Origin of the sequence: uncultured Sphingopyxis sp., assembly GCF_900078365.1 — a bacterium.
Taxonomy (GTDB): Bacteria; Pseudomonadota; Alphaproteobacteria; order Sphingomonadales; family Sphingomonadaceae; genus Sphingopyxis.
Genome location: NZ_LT598653.1, coordinates 656,270 through 675,031 on the forward strand (window position 1 = coordinate 656,270; position 18,762 = coordinate 675,031).

An 18,762-nucleotide genomic window follows, 5' to 3' on the forward strand; every position below is an offset into this window, starting at 1 on the left:
ATGAGCGCCGCGACGATCAACCCGCACGAAGCCGCCCATTTCGGCGCGCTCGCCGCCGACTGGTGGGACCCGCATGGTTCGTCGGCGATGCTGCACAAGCTGAACCCCGTGCGGCTCGCCTATATCCGCGACCGGATCGACGCGCATTGGCACGTCGACGCGCGCGAGCGTCATCCGCTCGCGGGCCGCACCGCGCTCGACGTCGGCTGCGGCGCGGGGCTGCTCGCTGAGCCGCTGGCGCGGATGGGCGCGAAGGTCACCGGCGTCGATGCGGCGCCCGAGAATATCGCGGCGGCGAAGGAGCATGCGGCCGGGCAGGGGCTTGCGATCGCCTATTTCTCGGGCGAACTCGCCGCGCTGCCGCCCGCGACCTTCGACCTCGTCACCTCGATGGAGGTCGTCGAGCATGTCGCCGATCCCGCCGCCTTCGTCGGCGGGCTCGCGGCGCGGCTCGCGCCCGGCGGGCTGATGATCCTCTCGACCCCGAACCGGACGATGCTGTCGAAGCTGCTGCTCGTCGAGGCGGCCGAACGCGTCGGCGCGGTGCCGCGCGGGACGCACGACTGGGACCGGTTCCTGAAGCCCGAGGAATTGACGAAGCTGCTCGAAGGCGCGGGGCTCGAGGTGATCGACCGCACCGGCCTGTCGCCCTCGGCCGCCAAGGGTTTCAAGCTCGGCGGCAGCGAGGCGCTCAACTATCTGGTCGCGGCGCGGTGGCCCGACTGAAACAGGGGCCGGGAAATGACCGTCGCCCCCGCGTAAACCGACGGCGGCCCCCGCCTGCGCGGGGGCGACGGTTGGAGCATGATCATCCTTACCTGAATCGTCATCCCGGCGAAGGCCGGGATGACGGATACGGAGAGGAAGCGTCAGGCCGCTGAAGACCCCCGCCTTCGCGGGGGTTGACGCTTCGGAACCCCCGGCCTTCGCCGGGGATTCCGTGGCGCGTCAAAAGTCCACATCCTCGTAATATTTCGGCGGGCTGACGATCTCCATCCGCTCCGCCAGCAAGGGGCGAAAGCTGGGGCGCGATTTCAGCCCCGAATACCAGCCCTTGGTCTGCTCGTGCCCCGTCCAGTCGATGCCGCCGAGATAGTCGGCGACCGAGATATGCGCCGCCGCGGTCAGGTCGGCGAGGCTCATCGTCGCGCCGGCGAGCCAGGTGCGGTGGTCGATCAGATAATCGACATAGTCGAGATGATTGTTCGCCGCCTTCATCGCCTCGCGCAGCGCGCCGCCGTCGGGCGGCTGGCGATGGACGATGCGCTTCTGCATTCGCTCGAACAGCAAGGGCCCGGTGACTTCATAATAGAAATCATGGTCGAACCAGGCGGTCAGCCGGCGGATCTCGGCGCGGTTCGCCGCGGTGCCGTTGATCATCGCCTTGCCTTCGACCGTCTCCTCGAAATATTCGGCGATCGCCATGCTGTCGATCAGCACCTGACCGCGCGCCTGATCGACCATCACCGGGGTGCGGCCGGCGGGGTTGAGGTCGATGAACTCGTCGCGGCGCTCCCACGGCGATTCGCGCACCAATTCGTACCCGACGCCCTTTTCGCCCAGCAAAAGGCGGACCTTGCGCGAAAAGGGACAGAGCGGGAATTGATAGAGTTGCCACATAAGTCCGGCATAGCGGCAGCGGGGCGTGGCGCGCAACGGCTATGCGAACAACCCACCGTCATCCCGGCGCAGGCCGGGATCTCGACCTTGCATAACAACGCACCGGCGAGATCCCGGCCTGCGCCGGGATGACGAAGTGAGGGGTTTATCGGCGCGCGTCGGCGCGCTCGCGCTCCCACTGCGCGGCAAGGTCACGCGCCATGTCCTTGAGCACCGGCGCATAAGCCGCGAGCGCCGCCGCGGCATGGCCCGCCATGCGCGTCGTCGCGCGGACGTCGTCGCCCATGCGCTCGGCATAATAGGGGTCGCTGCCCGTCACTTCGCCGAGCGTCGCGTCGGGCGGGATGTATGCGGCGTCGGATTCGGGATCGACCTGCGCGACGGCTTTTGCGAGCGGCCCCACCTGCATCTGCATCAGCGCGCCGACGATCGCGGTGATCGTTTCGGCCATGCGGTCCTGCGCCGCCGGATCGTTGAGCACGGCGACGGTGTCGTTCATCTCGCTGGCGGCCGCGGGCAGCGGCGCCGCGAGCGCGGCGAGGGGGAGGGCGATGAGGGCGAGACGGGTCATGACTCGGTCCTTTCGAGGGACGAGGGGGTGCAGTAAGGCGGCGTCTTTAGCCCAAAGACGCTTTCGCTGGGGTGAACATATCATGCCTTGCGGCGGACCGATGCAAGGACGCGTCTAACCGTCGCCCCCGCGAAGGCGGGGGCCGCTGGAGATACGGCGCAAGGCCGATGGCGGCCCCCGCCTTCGCGGGGGCGACGAATATCTACTCCGCCGCGACCACCTCGACCTCTTCCTCGTTCAGCGAATGCGTCAGGCGGCTCAGCATTTCCTTCGGGCACACCTGCCAGAAGCGCAGCCGCCAGCGGTCCCAGTCGGCGAGCACCTCGGCCGACCATTTGCTGCCCGTCGCCTTGGCATGTTCCTCGACGAGTTCCTTGAGCACCGCTTCCCAATGGCTGCTCGCGAGCCGCTGCCAGACGATCGATTCGCCGTTGGCGCGGCGCTCGAACTGCTCGTCGGTGTCGAGGATGAAGGCCATGCCGCCGGTCATCCCCGCGCCGAAGTTCGAGCCGACGGGGCCGAGGATCACCGCGGTGCCGCCGGTCATATATTCGCAGCCGTTCGCGCCGCAGCCCTCGACGACGACGCGCGCGCCCGAATTGCGGACCGCGAAACGCTCGCCCGCCTGGCCCGCCGCGAGCAAAGTGCCCGCGGTCGCGCCATAGAGGACGGTGTTGCCGACGATGCTGTTGTGCTGGCTGACGAGCGGGCTCGACACCGTCGGGCGCACGACGATGCGCCCGCCCGACAGCCCCTTGCCGACATAGTCGTTGGCGTCGCCGAAGACTTCGAGCGTCACGCCCTGACACAGGAAGGCGCCCAGCGACTGCCCCGCGGTGCCGCGCAGGCGCACCTGCACATGGTCGTCGGCGAGCCCCTTCATCCCGAAGCGCGCGGTGACCTCGGCCGACAGGCGCGTGCCGACGGCGCGGTGCGTGTTGCGGACGTTGTAGGTGAGCTGCATGCGCTCGCCGCGCTCGAACAGCGGCTTGGCGTCGCTGAGAATCTGCGCGTCGAGGCTGTCGGGCACCGGGTTGCGGAAGTTCGGCCCCTGCGAGCGGCGCTGATCGTCGGGCGCATCGACCTTGGCGAGGATCGGGTTCAAATCGAGGTCGTCGAGATGCTCGGCGCCGCGGCTGACCTGGCGCAGCAATTCGGTGCGGCCGATCACCTCGTCGAGGCTGCGGCAGCCGAGCTTGGCGAGGATTTCGCGCACCTCCTCGGCGATGAAGGTCATCAGGTTGATCACCTTCTCGGGGCTGCCGGTGAACTTCGCGCGCAATTTCTCGTCCTGCGTGCAGACGCCGACCGGACAGGTGTTCGAATGGCACTGGCGCACCATGATGCAGCCCATCGCGACGAGGCTCAGCGTCCCGATGCCATATTCCTCGGCGCCGAGAATGGCGGCGATCACGATGTCGCGCCCGGTCTTGAGCCCGCCGTCGGTGCGCAGCCGGATGCGGTGCCTGAGGCCGTTCAGCGTCAGCACCTGATTGACTTCGCTGAGCCCCATTTCCCACGGCGTCCCGGCATATTTGACGCTCGTCTGGGGCGAGGCGCCGGTGCCGCCGGTGTTGCCCGACACGAGGATGACGTCGGCATGGGCTTTCGCGACCCCCGCCGCGACGGTGCCGATGCCCGCCGAGCTGACGAGCTTGACGCACACCCGCGCTTTCGGGTTGATCTGCTTGAGGTCGTAGATGAGCTGCGCCAGATCCTCGATCGAATAGATGTCGTGGTGCGGCGGGGGCGAGATCAGGCCCACGCCCGGCACCGAATAGCGCAGCTTGGCGATGTACTCGGACACCTTGTGGCCGGGCAGCTGGCCGCCTTCGCCGGGCTTGGCGCCCTGCGCGACCTTGATCTCGATCTCGTCGCACGCGCCGAGATATTCGGCGGTGACGCCGAAACGGCCGCTCGCGATCTGCTTGATGTTGCTGTTGGCATTGTCGCCATTGGCATAGGGCTTGTAGCGTTCGCTCGCTTCGCCGCCTTCGCCCGACACCGCCTTGGCGCCGATGCGGTTCATCGCGATCGCCAGCGTCTCATGCGCCTCCGGAGAAAGCGCGCCCAGCGACATGCCCGGGGTGACGAAACGCTTGCGGATCTCGGTGATCGCCTCGACGCTGTCGAGCGCCACACCCTGCGCCGGATAGTTGAACTCGACGAGGTCGCGCAAATAGATCGGCGGCAGGTCGGCGACCCCGCGCGAAAATTGCAGATAGGTCGAGTAGCTGTCGGTCGCGACCGCGGTCTGGAGGAGGTGCATCAGCTGCGCGGAGAAGGCGTGCGCCTCGCCCCCCGCGCGCTGGCGATAGAAGCCTCCGATGGGCAGGGTGGTGACGCGCCCGTCGAACGCCGCCTCATGCTTCTCGACCGCGTTGATGAACAGCGACTGATAGCCTTCGCCCGAAATCTTCGCCGGCATGCCCGGGAAGAGATCGTTGACGAGCGCGCGCGACAGGCCGACCGCCTCGAAATTATAGCCGCCGCGATAGGAGGAGATCACCGCGATCCCCATCTTGGCAAGGATCTTCAAGAGGCCATCGTCGATCGCCTTGCGGAAACGCAGGCGGCATTCGTCGAGGGTCAGCTCGCCGAACAGCCCGCGCGCCTGCCGGTCGGCGATCGCCGCTTCGGCCAGATAGGCGTGGACGGTGGTCGCGCCGACGCCGATCAGCACGGCGAAGGCGTGGGTGTCGAGCACTTCGGCCGAGCGGACGTTGATCGAGGCATAGCTGCGCAGCCCCTTGCGCACGAGATGGGTATGCACCGCGGCCGCGGCGAGCACCATCGCCACGCCGACGCGGTCCTTGCCGATATTCTGGTCGGTCAGGAACAGCTCGCTGCGCCCCGCGCGCACCGCATCCTCGGCCTCGCGGCGCACGCGCGCGATCGCCTCGCGCAGCGTTGCGGCGTCGCCGTCGGCGGGAAAGGTGCAATCGATGTCGGCGACCGCATCGCCGAAATAAGCGCGCAGCCGATCCCAATCCTCGCCGACCAGCACCGGGCTGTCGATCGCGAGGACATGGTCGCTCTGCCCCTTTTCGTCGAGGATGTTGGCGAGGTTGGCGAAGCGCGTCTTCAGGCTCATCACATGCCGTTCGCGCAAGCTGTCGATCGGCGGGTTGGTGACCTGGCTGAAATTCTGGCGAAAGAATTGCGCGACGTGGCGCGGCTTGTCGGAGATGACCGCGAGCGGCGTGTCGTCGCCCATCGAGCCGATCGCTTCCTTCGCATCCTCGACCATGGGGGAGAGGATCAGCTCCATATCCTCCATGGTCAGCCCGGCGGCGACCTGGCGGCGGAGCAACTCGCCGCGGTCCCACGCGGGCAGGCTCGACTTGCCGCCCTTGGGCAGGTCGGCCATCGTGCGGAACCCCTTGACGCGCGACGCATAGTCGGCGGCGTCGGCGATCTTGTCCTTGATCGCGCGATCCTCGAATAGCAGTCCTTCGTCGAGGTCGACCGCGATCATCTGGCCCGGGCCAAGGCGGCCCTTCTTGCGGATGCTCGCCTCGGGCAGCAGCACCATGCCGCTTTCGGATCCGACGACGAGCAGATTGTCGGCGGTCAGCGTATAGCGCAGCGGCCGCAGCGCGTTGCGGTCCATGCCTGCGACCGCCCAGCGGCCATCGGTCATCGCGAGCGCGGCGGGGCCGTCCCACGGCTCCATGACGCTCGCGAGATAGCTATACATCGCGCGGTGGTTATCGGGGACGTCGCATTCGGTCGTCCACGCCTCGGGCACCAGGATCAGCTTCGCGGTCGGCGCGTCGCGTCCGGCGCGGCACAGCGCCTCGAACACCGCGTCGAGCGCGGCGGTGTCGCTCGCGCCCGCGGGGATCACCGGCTTGATGTCCTCGCTATGCTCGCCGAAGGCGAGGCTCGCCATCTTGATCTCGTGGCTCTTCATCCAGTTCTTGTTGCCGCGGATCGTGTTGACCTCGCCATTATGCGCGAGGCAGCGGAACGGCTGCGCGAGCCACCATTGCGGGAAAGTGTTGGTCGAATAACGCTGGTGAAAGATCGCGACCCGGCTCTCGAACAGCTTGTTGGTGAGGTCGGGGAAGAAATCGGCGAGGCTCTCGGCGAGGAACAGCCCCTTGTAGATGATCGAGCGCGCCGACAGGCTGCAGATATAGAAATCGGCGATCTGCGCCGCGATCACCTTCTTCTCGATGCGGCGGCGGACGAGATAGAGCTGCTTTTCGAACTCGTCGATCGACTGTTCCTCGGGCAGCGGCCCGGCGATCATGATCTGCTCGATCTCGGGACGCGTGCGCTGCGCCTTGTCGCCGATCACCGACACGTCGACCGGCACCTGGCGCCAGCCATAGATGGTGAAGCCCGCGTCGATGATCTCGGCCTCGACGATCGTGCGGCACTCCTCCTGCGCGCCAAGGTCGGTGCGCGGCAGGAAGACCATGCCGACGGCGAGGCGGTTCGGGCGCACCCGGTGCCCCGACGCCGCGATCGCATCGTCGAAGAAGCGGACGGGCAGGTCGACATGGATGCCCGCGCCGTCCCCGGTCTTGCCGTCGGCATCGACCGCGCCGCGGTGCCAGACCGCGCGCAGCGCCTCGATCGCCGCCTCGACGACGCGGCGCGACGGCTTGCCGTCGGTCGCCGCGACCATGCCGACGCCGCAGGCATCGGATTCCATGTCGGGGCGATACATGCCCTGCTCGGCAAGCCGCGCGTGCTCGGGGGTGGGGTAATGGGTCATCATCTTCGTCCTGACGGTCCTGTTTCCCTATCGTCATCCCGGCGAAGGCCGGGATCTCATCGGTGCATTGTCAACTCGCCCGTCGAGATCCCGGCCTGCGCCGGGATGACGGAGGGCTTTAGTCGGAAGGTTTGTTGTCCAGCCGCGCGCGCGCCTTCTCGGCGGCTTCGGCTTCGGCTTCGAGATAGGCGGTCGCGGCAGCGGCCGAGGCGGCTTCCAGTTCCTCGACGCGCTTCACGTCATCGGCCGACCAGTTGGTGCGGTCATAGGCGGGATCGTCGACCGCCACCGCGGCATCGGCCGCCACCGCGGCGGCATCCGCGGCCTCGCTGGCGGCCTCGACCGCATAATCGTCGGCCGCATCGACCGCGACCGCGTCGGCGGCTTCCGTCGCCTCGCTGTTCCACAGGTCGCGATGTTCCTCGAGCGTCTTCACATCGACCTTCAACAGCTTGGCGAGCTTGCCGAGTTCCTTGTCGTCGAAGTCCGAAAGCTGCTTCTCCTTGGGCAGGTCCTTCAGATCCTTCTCGATCGCGGGCGCGCGGTCGATGAATTTGGTGATCAGCGGAGGCACCGCCTTGATCACCGCGACCATCACTTCGGGATCGGCCTGCAGCGCCATCCATTCGCCGGCATAGAGCTGGCCTGTCGGCGTCGCGAGGAAGTCATTGAGGTCGGTGAGCTCAGCGCCGGTGAACTTGCGCGCATAGGCCTTGGCGAGCCCCTCGCGCATCGGCGGCTCCATGTCGGCGAGCGCCTCGCTGATCAGCGGCTTGATCACCCGGTTGATCTGCTCGTCGCGTTCCTTGCGGTGCGGGTCGAACATGTCGGCGACCTTGCCCTTCGTCGCCTCGTCGAGCGCGGCGATCTGGTCGCTTTCGACGCCGGTCTTGATCGAGAGCATCAGGTCGGACTGGCCGCCGAACTCGCCCATGAACGTCTTGAACATCTTGCCATAGAGGTTGTCGACCATCTTCTCGATGCTGCCGGCCGGGATCAGCGCGGCGGTCGTCTGCTGCGCCAGCGTCAGGCGCGCGGGGTCGATCGGCGGCAGGTCGCTCGTGTCGAACATCTTTTCGATCAGCGCGATCGCCTCGTCCATTTCGCGCTGCATCTTGGCCTTGGCCTCGGCAGGGTCGGATGCAGGATCTTCCTGATCGACGGAATAGGAGATGATTTCGGCGTGCGTTTCCTGCTGCACGGCTCCGGCCGGTGCCAGCGGAGTCAAGGCGGCGGCACCGGCGAGCAGGATCGATTGGAACGACGGCATCATATATTTCCTTCCCTGTTTGGTCATGCCGCCTTCTTTTCGCTTTTCGCCTTGGCTTTCAACCACTTTGCCATCTGTTCGCTGACGTCGCGGCCGTCGCGGATGCCCCAGACGACCAGGCTCGCGCCGCGCACGATGTCGCCTGCCGCAAAGACACCCGGCAGGCTGGTCATCATCGTCTGGTGATCGACGCGCAAAGTGCCCCAGCGCGTGACCGACAGGTCGGGCGAGCCGAACAGGTGCGGCAGCTCCTCGGGGTCGAAGCCCAATGCCTTGATCACCATGTCGGCGGGCACGTCGAACTTGCGGCCGGGATCGGCCTCGGGGCTGCGGCGGCCGCTCGCGTCGGGCGCACCGAGGCGCATCCCCGCGACCGCGACTTCCTTCACATGCTTGTCGGCGGTGAAGCTTTCGGGGGCCGAAAGCCAGACGAACTCGACGCCTTCCTCCTCGGCATTGGCGACCTCGCGCTGCGATCCCGGCATATTCTCGCGGTCGCGGCGATAGAGGCATTTGACCGACTTCGCGCCCTGCCGCACCGCGGTGCGAACGCAGTCCATCGCGGTGTCGCCGCCGCCGATCACGACGACATGCTTGTCCGCAGCGTTCAGGCGGCCGTCGTCGAACGCCGGAACCGCGTCGCCGAAGCTCTTGCGGTTCGACGCGATCAGATAGTCGAGCGCGGCGATCACGCCATCGGCGCCATTGCCGGGGACGTTGATCTCGCGCGCCTTGTAGACGCCGGTCGCGATCAGGATCGCGTCATGCTTCTGGCGCAGCGCGTCGAGCGTCGCGTCTTCGCCGACCGCGAAACCGAGGTGGAAATGGATGCCGCCTTGGGTCAGCCGGTCGATGCGCCGCATCACGACATCCTTCTCGAGCTTGAAGCCGGGGATGCCATAGGTGAGGAGGCCGCCCGCGCGGTCGTGCCGGTCATAGACATGCACCTCATGCCCCTGCGCGCGCAGATATTCGGCCGCGGTCAGCCCCGCCGGGCCCGCGCCGATCACACCGACCGACTGGCCGGTCGCCGCGCCGGCGTGCAGCGGCTCGACCCAGCCCTCGGCCCAGGCGGTGTCGGTGATATATTTCTCGACGCTGCCGATCGTCACCGCGCCATGGCCCGAAAATTCGATCACGCAATTGCCTTCGCACAGGCGATCCTGCGGGCAGATGCGGCCGCAGATCTCGGGCATCGTCGAGGTCGCGTTGCTGAGCTCATAGGCCTCGCGCAGCCGGCCTTCGGCCGTCAGGCGCAGCCAGTCGGGGATATGATTGTGCAGCGGGCAATGCACCGAGCAATAGGGCACGCCGCATTGCGAGCAGCGCGCCGCCTGCGCATCGGCTTGCGGAGCCGCGTAACGCTCGGCGATCTCGCGAAAGTCGCGCGCGCGCTCTTCGGGCGAGCGCTTGTCCGGATAGGATTGTTCACGCCCCACAAATTGGAGCATGCGTTCGGAAGCCATGCAATATCCCCTTCGTTGAAGGCGGAATTGCATGGCCCGAAACGCCGTGTCACGGGCGAATTACGGGATAGGACAATATTCTTGACCTAAATTGGAGGGCAAATTTGCTCTCAAAGCGGTCTGCGCAATTATCTTTCGTCAATTAGTATCGTTTCGGACCTATCTCATGCCGAGCCAGATCAGCGCCGCGACGCCGACGATGATTCGGTACCAGGCGAAGGGCGCGAAACCATAGCGCGTGACCACGGCGAGGAAGGCCTTGATCACCGCCCAGGCGACGACGAACGAGACGAGCGAGCCGAGCGCGATCAGGCCGAGGTCGTTGGTTGTGATCGCGTCGCGATGCTTGAACAGCTGGAGCACGGTCGCGCCGGTCAGCGTCGGCAGCGCGAGGAAGAAGCTGAACTCGGCCGCGGTCTTGCGGTCGACCCCGAACGACATCGCGCCGAGGATCGTCGCGCCCGAGCGGCTGACCCCCGGGATCATCGCGATGCACTGGACCAGCCCGACGAGGATCGACTGGCGCGCCGACACATTGGCGACCCCGCCGACGTCCCTTGTCTTCGCGAACCGCTCGACGAGCAGGATCGCAAAGCCCCCGATGACGAGCGCCCAGGCAACCACGACGGCATTTTCGAGCAGCAGCTCGATATAATCCCCGAACGCGAGCCCGAGGACGACCGCCGGGAAGAAGGCGAGAGCCAAGTTGCGCACAAAGGCGATCGCTTGGCGGTCGCGCCGGAAGAAGCCGGTGAACATCTCCCAGAACAGCTTCCGGTACAGCACGACGATCGCCAGGATCGCCCCCGGCTGGATCGCGATGTTGAAGATCGCCCAGCGCGCGGCGTCATAGCCGAGAAGTTCCGTCGCCAGAATCAGGTGCCCCGTCGAGGAAACGGGCAAAAACTCGGTGAGACCCTCGACGATGCCGAGGATGATCGCGGTCAGCCAGATACCCATTATCGCGCGGCAAGCTCGGCGAAGCGGCCATGGCGGCGATACTGGACCAGCCAGCCGTCGGCGACCGAGGCGAGCGAGGCCGGCGTGACGCCAAGCTGCGCGAAACCTTCGGCACCTTCGGCGACGACATTGTCGCGCTGGAGCATCAGCCACTGATCCTTGGTGATCGGCGCTCCGGGCGCCCAGCCGAAGCCGGTGGCGAGCGCCGAGGCGATGAAATCGGGCACGTCGACGAACAGCGGCGAGCGCCCCGTCGCATCGGCGATCCAGCGCAGCAATTCGCCCATCATCAGCACCTGCGGCCCGCCAAGCTCATAGGTCTTGCCCGCCGCGTCGCCGCCGAGCGCCGCGACCACCGCATCGGCCACGTCGCCGACATAGGCGGGCTGGAATTTCGCGCGCGGCGCGATCACCGGGACGACCGGCGCCAAGCGCATCATGCCCGCGAAGCGGTTGATGAAATGATCCTCGCGTCCGAACAGGATCGACGGGCGCAGGATGGCGGCATCGGCGAAGGCGGCGCGCACCGCGGTTTCGCCGTCGCCCTTGCTGCGGCCATAGGCCGAGGCGCTTTCGGGGTCGGCGCCGATCGCCGAGACATGGACGAGCGCGCCGGCGCCCGCCGCCTTCGCCGCCGTCGCGACATGGCCCGCGCCATCGGCCTGCACCGCCTGCATGTCGGCGAACGCGCCGGCAAGGTTGATGACGGCATCGCTGCCCTGCACCGCGCGCGCCACGCTCCCGGCGTCGCGCACGTCGCACGCCACGAACTGCGTCTGGCCGAGCCCGCCGAGCGGCTTGAGGAAGGTCGCGGCACGCGGGTCGCGTTGGGCGATGCGGACGCGCGCGCCGCGCGCGAGCAGCCGCTGCACGACATAGCGGCCAAGGAAGCCCCCGCCGCCCAGCACCGTGATCAATTGCCCGTCGAGTTTCTGCATTGCGTCCGCCTGTATCGATTCTCTGGATGGCGCGGGGCGCGCCGACGGCCTTCCCATGCCGCGAAGCGGGAAGGGGAGCAAGGGGCGAAGGCGGCGACAGGACGCAAAACCCTCGGCCTTGCGATAAAATGCACCTGCGCTGCCGCGACGCGGTTGACAAGCCGGCCACCCCGCCGCTAAGCGCCCGCTCCTACCCCGTGCCCAGATGGCGGAATTGGTAGACGCACCAGCTTCAGGTGCTGGCGATCGCAAGGTCGTGGAGGTTCGAGTCCTCTTCTGGGCACCATTTGTTCTTCCGGGGGCGTCCGAGAATGTCCGAAAAACGGGAGATTTCAGCCACTTTTTGTGCTATGCTCGTCCGACCAAATTCGGGCGAATACGGCACCAATCGGGAACAAAGAGGGTATCCTGGAGGGTATCGTTCCGCCCCTTTCGAAGGGCGATACCCTCATGAACCGACTCTTTGCCACCACTGTCACTAACGCCAAGCCGCGCGACCGCGACTACAAGCTGACCGATGGAGACGGGCTCGTTCTGCTTGTTCGGCCGAACGGAAGCAAACTGTGGCGCATGAACTACAAATATCACGGCCGATATCGCACGCTGGCGTTCGGCGCTTGGCCTGCGGTCAGCCTGGCTGACGCGCGCGCCAAGCGCGATGAGGCGCGGCGTCAGATCGCAGCGGGCCTCGATCCTTCACACGAGAAGAAACTCGAGCAGGCGCGCGCGGCGATTTCCGAAGACAATAGTTTCAAGCGCATTGCGGAAGAGTGGGTCGAGAAGAACAAGCGCGAAGATATGGCGGATATCACGCTCGCCAAAATCCGCTGGCTCCTGGACAAGGCCTATCCTCGCATCGGCAATCGCGCGGTCTCGAAAATCACCGCGCAGGAGGTGCTCCTCGTTCTTCGCTCAGTCGAGGCGACCGGGCGCTATGAAAGCGCGCGGCGGATGCGAAGCGTCCTGAGCCGCGTCTTTCGCTATGCTATTGCAACGGCGCGGGCGGAACGTGATCCCGCGGGCGACCTGCGCGGCGCGCTGACCGTGCCGAAGGTCAAGCACCTGGCTGCCATCACCACGGAGAAGGAGGCGGGCGAACTGATGCGCGCGATCGAGGGCTATTCCGGTCATGCGATCACGCTGTTCGCGCTTCGCCTGTCGGCGCACCTTTTTGTCAGGCCGGGTGAGTTGCGGCAGGCGGAATGGAACGAATTTGATGCCGAGCGCCTCGTCTGGGATATTCCCGAACATAAGATGAAAATGCGTCGGCCGCATCGCGTCCCCCTTTCGAGGCAGGTCGTGCGTCTGTTTGAAGAGCTATATGAGCTGACGGGCACGGGCCGATATTGTTTCCCGTCGCTTCGCTCAACACGTCGGCCCATGTCGGAGAACACCGTCAATGCCGCCCTCCGCGCACTCGGATTCGGGAAGGAGCAAATGACGGCGCACGGCTTTCGCGCGATGGCGGCGACGCTGCTCAACGAGTCCGGGAAATTCAACCCGGACGCGATCGAACGTCAACTGGCACATATGGAAAACAACGGCGTCCGGCGAGCCTACACTCGCGGTGAATATTGGGAAGAGCGGGTCCGTATGATGCAATTTTGGTCCGATTACCTGGATCGCCAACGCGACGGAGCCAAGGTGTTGAAACCCCTGTTTGGCCGACAGCGCTAGATGGCGCTCCCGGCAATGGGCGGGGCCACAAATGTTAGTTGCGAGAGGCATATGCCACTCTGTAGCGCCAGACTATCGTCAACGCAGAACCGGCGGCACCGCGCGACGATAGCCCGTTTAATCAGCGGATGCCGAGAAGCCATCCATTGAACAGCCAACGTAGATAATCCATCTTCATGTCTCCAGTCCTGTGAGTGGACGACGGGCAGACTTGCTCGTTCTATCGGCCCCCGTAACTATCTCGAAGTCGAGCGGGGCCCATAACTAAGACTTAAGGTTTATCTAGATTTATCTGGGGGGTGGTAGGCAACAGGGTTGCTAGACCTATGCTCTGGCAGACCATATTAGACTCAGTCCGCGGTAAGCCAACAGGGCGCTAAAAGCCGGGTGCGCGCTGCCGCTTATGCTCACCTAGGCCCTTGCCGATATCGTCGGCAGGACCTCTCCGCGCCGGAATGCGACCTATCTAAAAGAACAGGTCTGCCTGCTCCTTAAATTGCCCGGCCCTGTCGCCCGGCACGATACCGTCAACGACCCGGATGGGCGATCCAAGCCTCCCAACAAATGATACAAGGAGATTGGCATGACCCTCGAGACTGTCTTGAAATCTGACGGACCTGCCCGCGACGAGCTGGTGCCGTCGCGGTACGCGCTTCAGGTCGGCGATATCGATGTGTTGATAATCAGCGACGGTATCCTGCCAATCCCCGCGCATGTGCTCGCGCATAATGTCGAGCCGAAGGTCCTCGACGCATGGCTGGACGAACAGTTCCTGCCGAACGGAGTGGCCGAGTGGCCGCTAAACGTTCTTGTCGTGCGCAGCGGCGACCAGATCATTCTCGTCGATGCCGGGCTGGGTATGGACCCTAACCTCAAGCTGGAAAAGGCGGGCCGCCTGGTGCAGCGGCTGGAGGCGGCAGGCATCGCGCTCGATTCGATCACCGACGTCGTGGTGACCCATATGCATATGGACCATATCGGCGGGTTGACCATCGACGGCACGCGCGAGCGGATGCGACCCGACCTGCGCGTTCACGTCGCGGCCGCCGAGGTCGAATTCTGGAAGAATCCCGACTTCTCGAAGACCGCGATGCCCGAAGGCTTCCCCGATGCGTTGCGTGGCACCGCCAAGCGATTTATGGAGCAATATGGCAGCCAGATCCAAACCTTCGAGAATGAAGCCGAGGTCGCGCCCGGCGTGACTGCCCAGCTTACCGGCGGGCACACCCCCGGGCATTGCATGGTCCGGCTGACGTCGGATGGCGAGCGACTGACGTTCGTTGGTGATGCCATCTTTCAGACCGGTTTCGATCAGCCCGGCTGGCACAATGGCTTCGAACATGATCCCGAAGAGGCTGCCCGCGTCCGCGTCAATCTGCTGCGCGAGTTCGCCGAAACCCGTGAACCCTTCGTGGCAACGCATCTGCCGTTCCCGTCGATCTATCATGTGGCAGTCTCGGGCGACGCCTTTCGCGCGGTTCCCGCCGTCTGGGATTATTGACGGCTGATCGCACCGAACTGCCTTAGGTCCTGAGGCCCCGGGCAGCCACGATATTATCTCCTCGAAGCGGCGGCCACGGTCCAGATGGCCGGACATGGCCGCCGCTTCAATATTTCCAAGAGCACAATCAAGTGATCGATGCGCCGTCCCTTGCGTTCCGGTGAGGACGAGGTGCCGGTACAACGCCAAAGGTAGATTGCGGATCTGTTCCGTGCGCCGCCTAAGGAGCTGAAATTCTGATACCGAGACTGAAGCGACGGGGCGTTTGCGGAACGAAGAGGTCTGATGCTCCCGGTTGCGCTAGCGATCCGAGTGCGAAACGATTGCCTGCGGTATCGAAAATATTGGCGACGCCGACATGGAGTTCGGCTCTGCCGAGGGTCAAGTGGGCGTCGAGGTCAACATCGGAAAAACCGCCTTGCCACCGCCCAAGTTCAGGCCCGATGCCAAGCCGCGATCGGCCCGTGCGACGCAGCGCCGCGGAAAATCGGTAAGGATTTTTCACGTTGGCCGGACTGGCATATTGAACCGCCACCCGGGCGTTCATATCGGGGATGTTGGGCAGGCGTCCCTCGGTGACAATGATATTGCTCGGCTTTGTGGCCGTAACTATCGCCCGGTTCAGTGTGATGCTGCCGTTCAGCGTCAGGCATTCCGACAAACGCCATAGCGCCAGCGCCTCGACTGTGAGCGTCTTCGCATCGCCTATATTCGCCGCCGTGAGATAGCCGGCATGATCGATGACATCTGCCTGCACGTCGCGCCAGCGACCCACCGAGATGCTCAAACTGCCTGTCAGCGACCGGTCGTCATCTGCGGGACGGCGTACGGCCGCCTCCCACGCGGTGTAGCGATCGCCGGACAGGGCGATGAAGCCGGCAGGCGACGCCGCCGCGGTCGGAGGGCGATAGCTTGCTGCATAGCGAACGAGGAATTGGACGTCGCCGGGCAGGGTAAGCAACGCCGATACGCCGGGAAGGATGTTCCAACCCTCATCGTTCCAACTAAAGGGCCCCTCGGGAGAATTCGTGTCCGACACATGCAGGGCGCGACCACGCCACCGCGCAGCACGCGCGCCGATCGACAGGGCGAGGGGACCTATCGCTTCAGACGCTTCGCCGAACAGGATATATTCGCGTATCGAGGCGGCGGTGTTCGTCCCAAGCGGCGGCGCAACCCGATAGTACAGCGCGGAGGAAAATCGGCTTCTGCTGTCGACGACCGAACCGCCGATGAGCCAACCGCTTCCCGCCGGTCCCGAGCGGCCGATCCGCACCTCGGCGGAACTCACACTCGAAGTTTCGTGCCTCATCAGGGCCAGCGTGTCCGGCAGCGGTTCGCTTGCGTCGAAAATGTCGTGCAGGCGCGTGTGTGAACGCGACAGGTTCGCCGCGATATCGAGCCCCTCCTGCTCGCCGCGGAGCGTAGCCGACACCAACCGGAATCGGTTGGAGTAGGGTTGGGCTATGACGGACGCCCGCGCCAGGCGACCGAGGCGGCGGTCGACATATCCGGCATCCCGTCCATCGATATCCTGCCATACGCTCAGGATTTCGGCGCGCCATGCACCGTCCGGCGCGATGCTTACGGTGGCCCGCCCTCCGGTGATTTCGAGCATGTTGCTGTTCATGACGCCGCGTGACAAGTCGTCGATATAGCCGCCTTCGCGCACATGGTAACCGACGAGGCGCACCGCGCCGCTGTTCCAGCCGAGCGGCACATTCATCATCGCTGCAGCTTCGCTACCTCGCGTCCCGCCACTGAAGGTCGAGGTCGCCAGAGTGCCCTGCAACTGCATCAGGTCGGGATCGGGCCGATTGGGTTCGATCCGGATGATCCCTCCAAGCGAGCCCGCGCCGTAGAGCGTTCCCTGCGGTCCGAGCAGGATCTCGGCGCGAGCGATATCGTAAAGGCGCAGATCCGGGTCCGGGCCTGAATAATTAAGGCGTGCTTCGCCGAGATATTGTCCGACGATGGCCTGTGTATTTCCGTTAAAGCTGGAATCGCCGACCCCGCGCAAGAACAGCTTGTCGCGCCCCGGGCCGAGGTGGGTCGAACTGAGCGACGTTCCGGTGCGTTCGATCGCTTCGGTGCCGCGATATTCTGCATGGGCCAAGCTGCTCGCCTCGATGGTCTGGAGGCTGCCCTGATAATGCGACTGGCTTGTTCGTCGCTTGCTGGCGGTAACGATGATCTCGACGTCGGGCGGCGGCGGGATTGTCGGCGCGGCAAGGGCAGGTCGAACGGCTTTTCGGTGCGCCCTACGGCGGTGCGCGGGGATCAGGCGAAAACTGGAAGGTCCAAGCACCACCACATCGACTGCCAGGTCGCGCACCATTCGCCGCAGCGCCTGTTCGGCCGACATACGGCCCCGAACCTTTCGAGTTTCCAGATTTGCCATCGCGGGATCGGCCAGCGCGATGCTCGATCGGGTTTGCGCGCCGAGTATCCGCAGCGCGGTTTGCAGTGTGTCCGCCCGAACGTCGACCGATATCAGGTCGCGGGCGCACGCCGGGCTCGCCTGCGCGAGGACCATGCCGGCGGCAGCGGCAATTCCGTAATCGCGCCTCATCTTCCCGGCAACAGCGTCCATCCATCGCGGTCGCGGCGCACCTCGATTCCGAGCAGTGGTCCCAATTGCGCCACGCTGCTTTCGACGTCGAGATCGAGCTGGATCGTCGCGCTGACTCGTATATCCGCTGCTGCCGGTGAAACCGAAACAGGGGCGCCAAGTTCACGCGATAGGTCGGCCGCGACGTTTTGGAGGCGCTCATTCTCGTAATCGAGCCTGGGCGTTGCCCATCGGCCGATCGCCTCTTTCGCGATCGAATCCCGGACTATGCGGCCGCCGGTTACGACAATTCGCTCCCCGGGTCGCAGTTCCGCCTGGCTCTTCCCGCTCTGGAAAGCGACGGCTCCCTCGGCGACGGCGACTTCTGTCCGGCGGCCTTTCCGGCCGACGATGAAACGCGTTCCCAAATTATGGACCGTGCCACCATCGAAGGTGACCTTGAACCGTGTGCGCTCGTCGTGAATGATGTCGAAAAGCGCTTCACCGGTGACGAGCTCTGCCGAACGCGGCAGGTCGGGGTCCAGCCGCATCCGGGTATCGCTGTTGAGGACGATCCGGCTCCCGTCTGCTAGCGAAATGTGCTTGCGCTGACCTTCGTGGGTCGCGACTTCATAAGCGCCGCGGGGGTGTAGCATGACGAAGGCGACAAGTGCCAATAGTGCCGCCGCTCCTGCCGCAAACACACCGGTTCGCCGCCGTCGCTCGGGCGGGCCTTCGGCCGGGTTGGCGTCGGAGACGAATTGCGGGGGATCGACGGCCAGGTCATCGGCAACCGCAGCGTCGAGCTCCATAAGCTGTTGATACAGGGCCGCGTGCGACGGGTCAGCCTCGAGCCATTCGATGAACTCGTCCCAATCGTCGAACAGGGGATCGCGCTGGCGGGTAAGCCAGTCGATTGCGGTATGCCGCGGATCGGGCCCATATTCAGCCATCGTCTTCATCCTTCAACGACGCAATCGCTCGGTAGGCCCGCTGAATGTCCTTTTCCACCGCGCTCAGGCTGAGGTGATAGCGTTCCGCTATGGCACGCTGGCTCAACCCGTCGATGCGAAAAAGAAAGAATATCTCCTGTACGCGGGTGCTGCACGCCGCAAGGTGGCGCCGCGCGCGGGCGACTTCCTCCTTAGCAGTGAGAGCCGCCTCAGCGGCGCTCGCCGCGCCGACCAAATGTGCCTCTCCCCAAGCTTCTTCACGTGCCGCATTTCGGGCGTCGGCCCGGTGGTCGTTGAGCATCAGGTTGTTTGCTGCCCGGTAGAGGTAGCTCAGGGGGTCGAAGACCGGTCCGGTCGGCTTCGATGCGATCCGAAGCCATAGTTCCTGCACGAGATCCTCGGCTCCAGCCCCGGCGCCACGGGCGCGCAGGAAACGCAGAAGCCGATCCCGGTGCGCGAGATAGACGGCTTCCAGACCAGTGGCGGGTGCGGCAACGGCTTCTGTCGAGGCATGCTCGGTCATGGC

The 18,762-nt window shown here is 65.3% G+C and carries 13 protein-coding genes and 1 tRNA gene; 4 read left to right on the forward strand and 10 right to left on the reverse strand.

Annotated elements, in window-relative coordinates; translation table 11 throughout:
- Positions 1–726, forward strand: coding sequence for a bifunctional 2-polyprenyl-6-hydroxyphenol methylase/3-demethylubiquinol 3-O-methyltransferase UbiG (gene ubiG / locus QZL87_RS02940; RefSeq protein WP_295323548.1), 726 nt, complete (start codon positions 1–3; stop codon positions 724–726).
- 222 nt (positions 727–948) lie between these two features.
- Here ubiG and QZL87_RS02945 read toward each other — a convergent pair whose 3' ends face one another.
- From QZL87_RS02945 to QZL87_RS02975, 7 genes are all read right to left on the reverse strand, one after another.
- Positions 949–1,620, reverse strand: coding sequence for a glutathione S-transferase family protein (locus QZL87_RS02945; RefSeq protein ID WP_037556711.1), 672 nt, complete (start codon positions 1,618–1,620; stop codon positions 949–951).
- Positions 1,621–1,765: 145 nt separating this feature from the next.
- Positions 1,766–2,191: a hypothetical protein gene (locus QZL87_RS02950; RefSeq protein ID WP_295323551.1), complete on the reverse strand. Its 426-nt coding sequence runs from the start codon at positions 2,189–2,191 to the stop codon at positions 1,766–1,768.
- Positions 2,192–2,393: 202 nt separating this feature from the next.
- Positions 2,394–6,923 (reverse strand): glutamate synthase large subunit, encoded by a 4,530-nt coding sequence (gltB, locus tag QZL87_RS02955; protein WP_295323554.1) that lies wholly within the window; start codon positions 6,921–6,923, stop codon positions 2,394–2,396.
- A gap of 115 nt (positions 6,924–7,038) precedes the next feature.
- Positions 7,039–8,217 (reverse strand): DUF2059 domain-containing protein, encoded by a 1,179-nt coding sequence (locus QZL87_RS02960; RefSeq protein ID WP_295323556.1) that lies wholly within the window; start codon positions 8,215–8,217, stop codon positions 7,039–7,041.
- Entirely contained in the window at positions 8,214–9,656 is a 1,443-nt protein-coding gene (locus QZL87_RS02965; protein WP_295323559.1) for an NAD(P)-dependent oxidoreductase, read from the reverse strand. The genes QZL87_RS02960 and QZL87_RS02965 overlap by 4 nt, the downstream gene beginning before the upstream one ends.
- Before the next feature lie 159 nt (positions 9,657–9,815).
- The gene (locus QZL87_RS02970) at positions 9,816–10,616 is read right to left on the reverse strand and encodes an undecaprenyl-diphosphate phosphatase (protein ID WP_295323562.1); all 801 of its coding nucleotides are present in this window, start codon (positions 10,614–10,616) and stop codon (positions 9,816–9,818) included.
- Complete coding sequence (locus QZL87_RS02975) at positions 10,616–11,554, reverse strand: complex I NDUFA9 subunit family protein (RefSeq protein ID WP_295323564.1); 939 nt, start codon at positions 11,552–11,554, stop codon at positions 10,616–10,618. Before QZL87_RS02975 ends, QZL87_RS02970 begins: the two co-directional genes overlap by 1 nt.
- Positions 11,555–11,753: 199 nt before the next feature.
- On the opposite strand from QZL87_RS02975, the gene QZL87_RS02980 reads away from it, so the two are divergent.
- From QZL87_RS02980 to QZL87_RS02990, 3 genes are all read left to right on the forward strand, one after another.
- A tRNA-Leu gene (locus tag QZL87_RS02980) sits at positions 11,754–11,840 on the forward strand.
- Between the two features lie 164 nt (positions 11,841–12,004).
- Complete coding sequence (locus QZL87_RS02985) at positions 12,005–13,231, forward strand: integrase arm-type DNA-binding domain-containing protein (protein WP_295323567.1); 1,227 nt, start codon at positions 12,005–12,007, stop codon at positions 13,229–13,231.
- Positions 13,232–13,814: 583 nt separating this feature from the next.
- Positions 13,815–14,732 (forward strand): MBL fold metallo-hydrolase, encoded by a 918-nt coding sequence (locus tag QZL87_RS02990; RefSeq protein ID WP_295323570.1) that lies wholly within the window; start codon positions 13,815–13,817, stop codon positions 14,730–14,732.
- 220 nt (positions 14,733–14,952) lie between these two features.
- Here QZL87_RS02990 and QZL87_RS02995 read toward each other — a convergent pair whose 3' ends face one another.
- From QZL87_RS02995 to QZL87_RS03005, 3 genes are read right to left on the reverse strand one after another with little or no spacing between them, the layout of a single operon-like run.
- Positions 14,953–17,304: a TonB-dependent receptor gene (locus QZL87_RS02995; protein WP_295323572.1), complete on the reverse strand. Its 2,352-nt coding sequence runs from the start codon at positions 17,302–17,304 to the stop codon at positions 14,953–14,955.
- Positions 17,301–18,236, reverse strand: a complete 936-nt coding sequence (locus tag QZL87_RS03000; protein ID WP_295323575.1) for a FecR domain-containing protein — start codon at positions 18,234–18,236, stop codon at positions 17,301–17,303. Before QZL87_RS03000 ends, QZL87_RS02995 begins: the two co-directional genes overlap by 4 nt.
- On the reverse strand, positions 18,229–18,759 hold the full coding sequence (locus tag QZL87_RS03005) for an RNA polymerase sigma factor (RefSeq protein WP_295323577.1): 531 nt from the start codon (positions 18,757–18,759) through the stop codon (positions 18,229–18,231). Before QZL87_RS03005 ends, QZL87_RS03000 begins: the two co-directional genes overlap by 8 nt.
- Positions 18,760–18,762: the final 3 nt, after the last annotated feature.

Excerpts from the sequence above, each read along its gene's own strand:
- ubiG (WP_295323548.1), top strand. The coding sequence starts at position 1 with ATGAGCGCCGCGACGATCAACCCGCACGAAGCCGCCCATTTCGGCGCG.
- QZL87_RS02945 (WP_037556711.1), bottom strand. The coding sequence starts at position 1,620 with ATGTGGCAACTCTATCAATTCCCGCTCTGTCCCTTTTCGCGCAAGGTC.
- QZL87_RS02950 (WP_295323551.1), bottom strand. The coding sequence starts at position 2,191 with ATGACCCGTCTCGCCCTCATCGCCCTCCCCCTCGCCGCGCTCGCGGCG.
- gltB (WP_295323554.1), bottom strand. The coding sequence starts at position 6,923 with ATGATGACCCATTACCCCACCCCCGAGCACGCGCGGCTTGCCGAGCAG.
- QZL87_RS02960 (WP_295323556.1), bottom strand. The coding sequence starts at position 8,217 with ATGACCAAACAGGGAAGGAAATATATGATGCCGTCGTTCCAATCGATC.
- QZL87_RS02965 (WP_295323559.1), bottom strand. The coding sequence starts at position 9,656 with ATGGCTTCCGAACGCATGCTCCAATTTGTGGGGCGTGAACAATCCTAT.
- QZL87_RS02970 (WP_295323562.1), bottom strand. The coding sequence starts at position 10,616 with ATGGGTATCTGGCTGACCGCGATCATCCTCGGCATCGTCGAGGGTCTC.
- QZL87_RS02975 (WP_295323564.1), bottom strand. The coding sequence starts at position 11,554 with ATGCAGAAACTCGACGGGCAATTGATCACGGTGCTGGGCGGCGGGGGC.
- QZL87_RS02985 (WP_295323567.1), top strand. The coding sequence starts at position 12,005 with ATGAACCGACTCTTTGCCACCACTGTCACTAACGCCAAGCCGCGCGAC.
- QZL87_RS02990 (WP_295323570.1), top strand. The coding sequence starts at position 13,815 with ATGACCCTCGAGACTGTCTTGAAATCTGACGGACCTGCCCGCGACGAG.
- QZL87_RS02995 (WP_295323572.1), bottom strand. The coding sequence starts at position 17,304 with ATGAGGCGCGATTACGGAATTGCCGCTGCCGCCGGCATGGTCCTCGCG.
- QZL87_RS03000 (WP_295323575.1), bottom strand. The coding sequence starts at position 18,236 with ATGGCTGAATATGGGCCCGATCCGCGGCATACCGCAATCGACTGGCTT.
- QZL87_RS03005 (WP_295323577.1), bottom strand. The coding sequence starts at position 18,759 with ATGACCGAGCATGCCTCGACAGAAGCCGTTGCCGCACCCGCCACTGGT.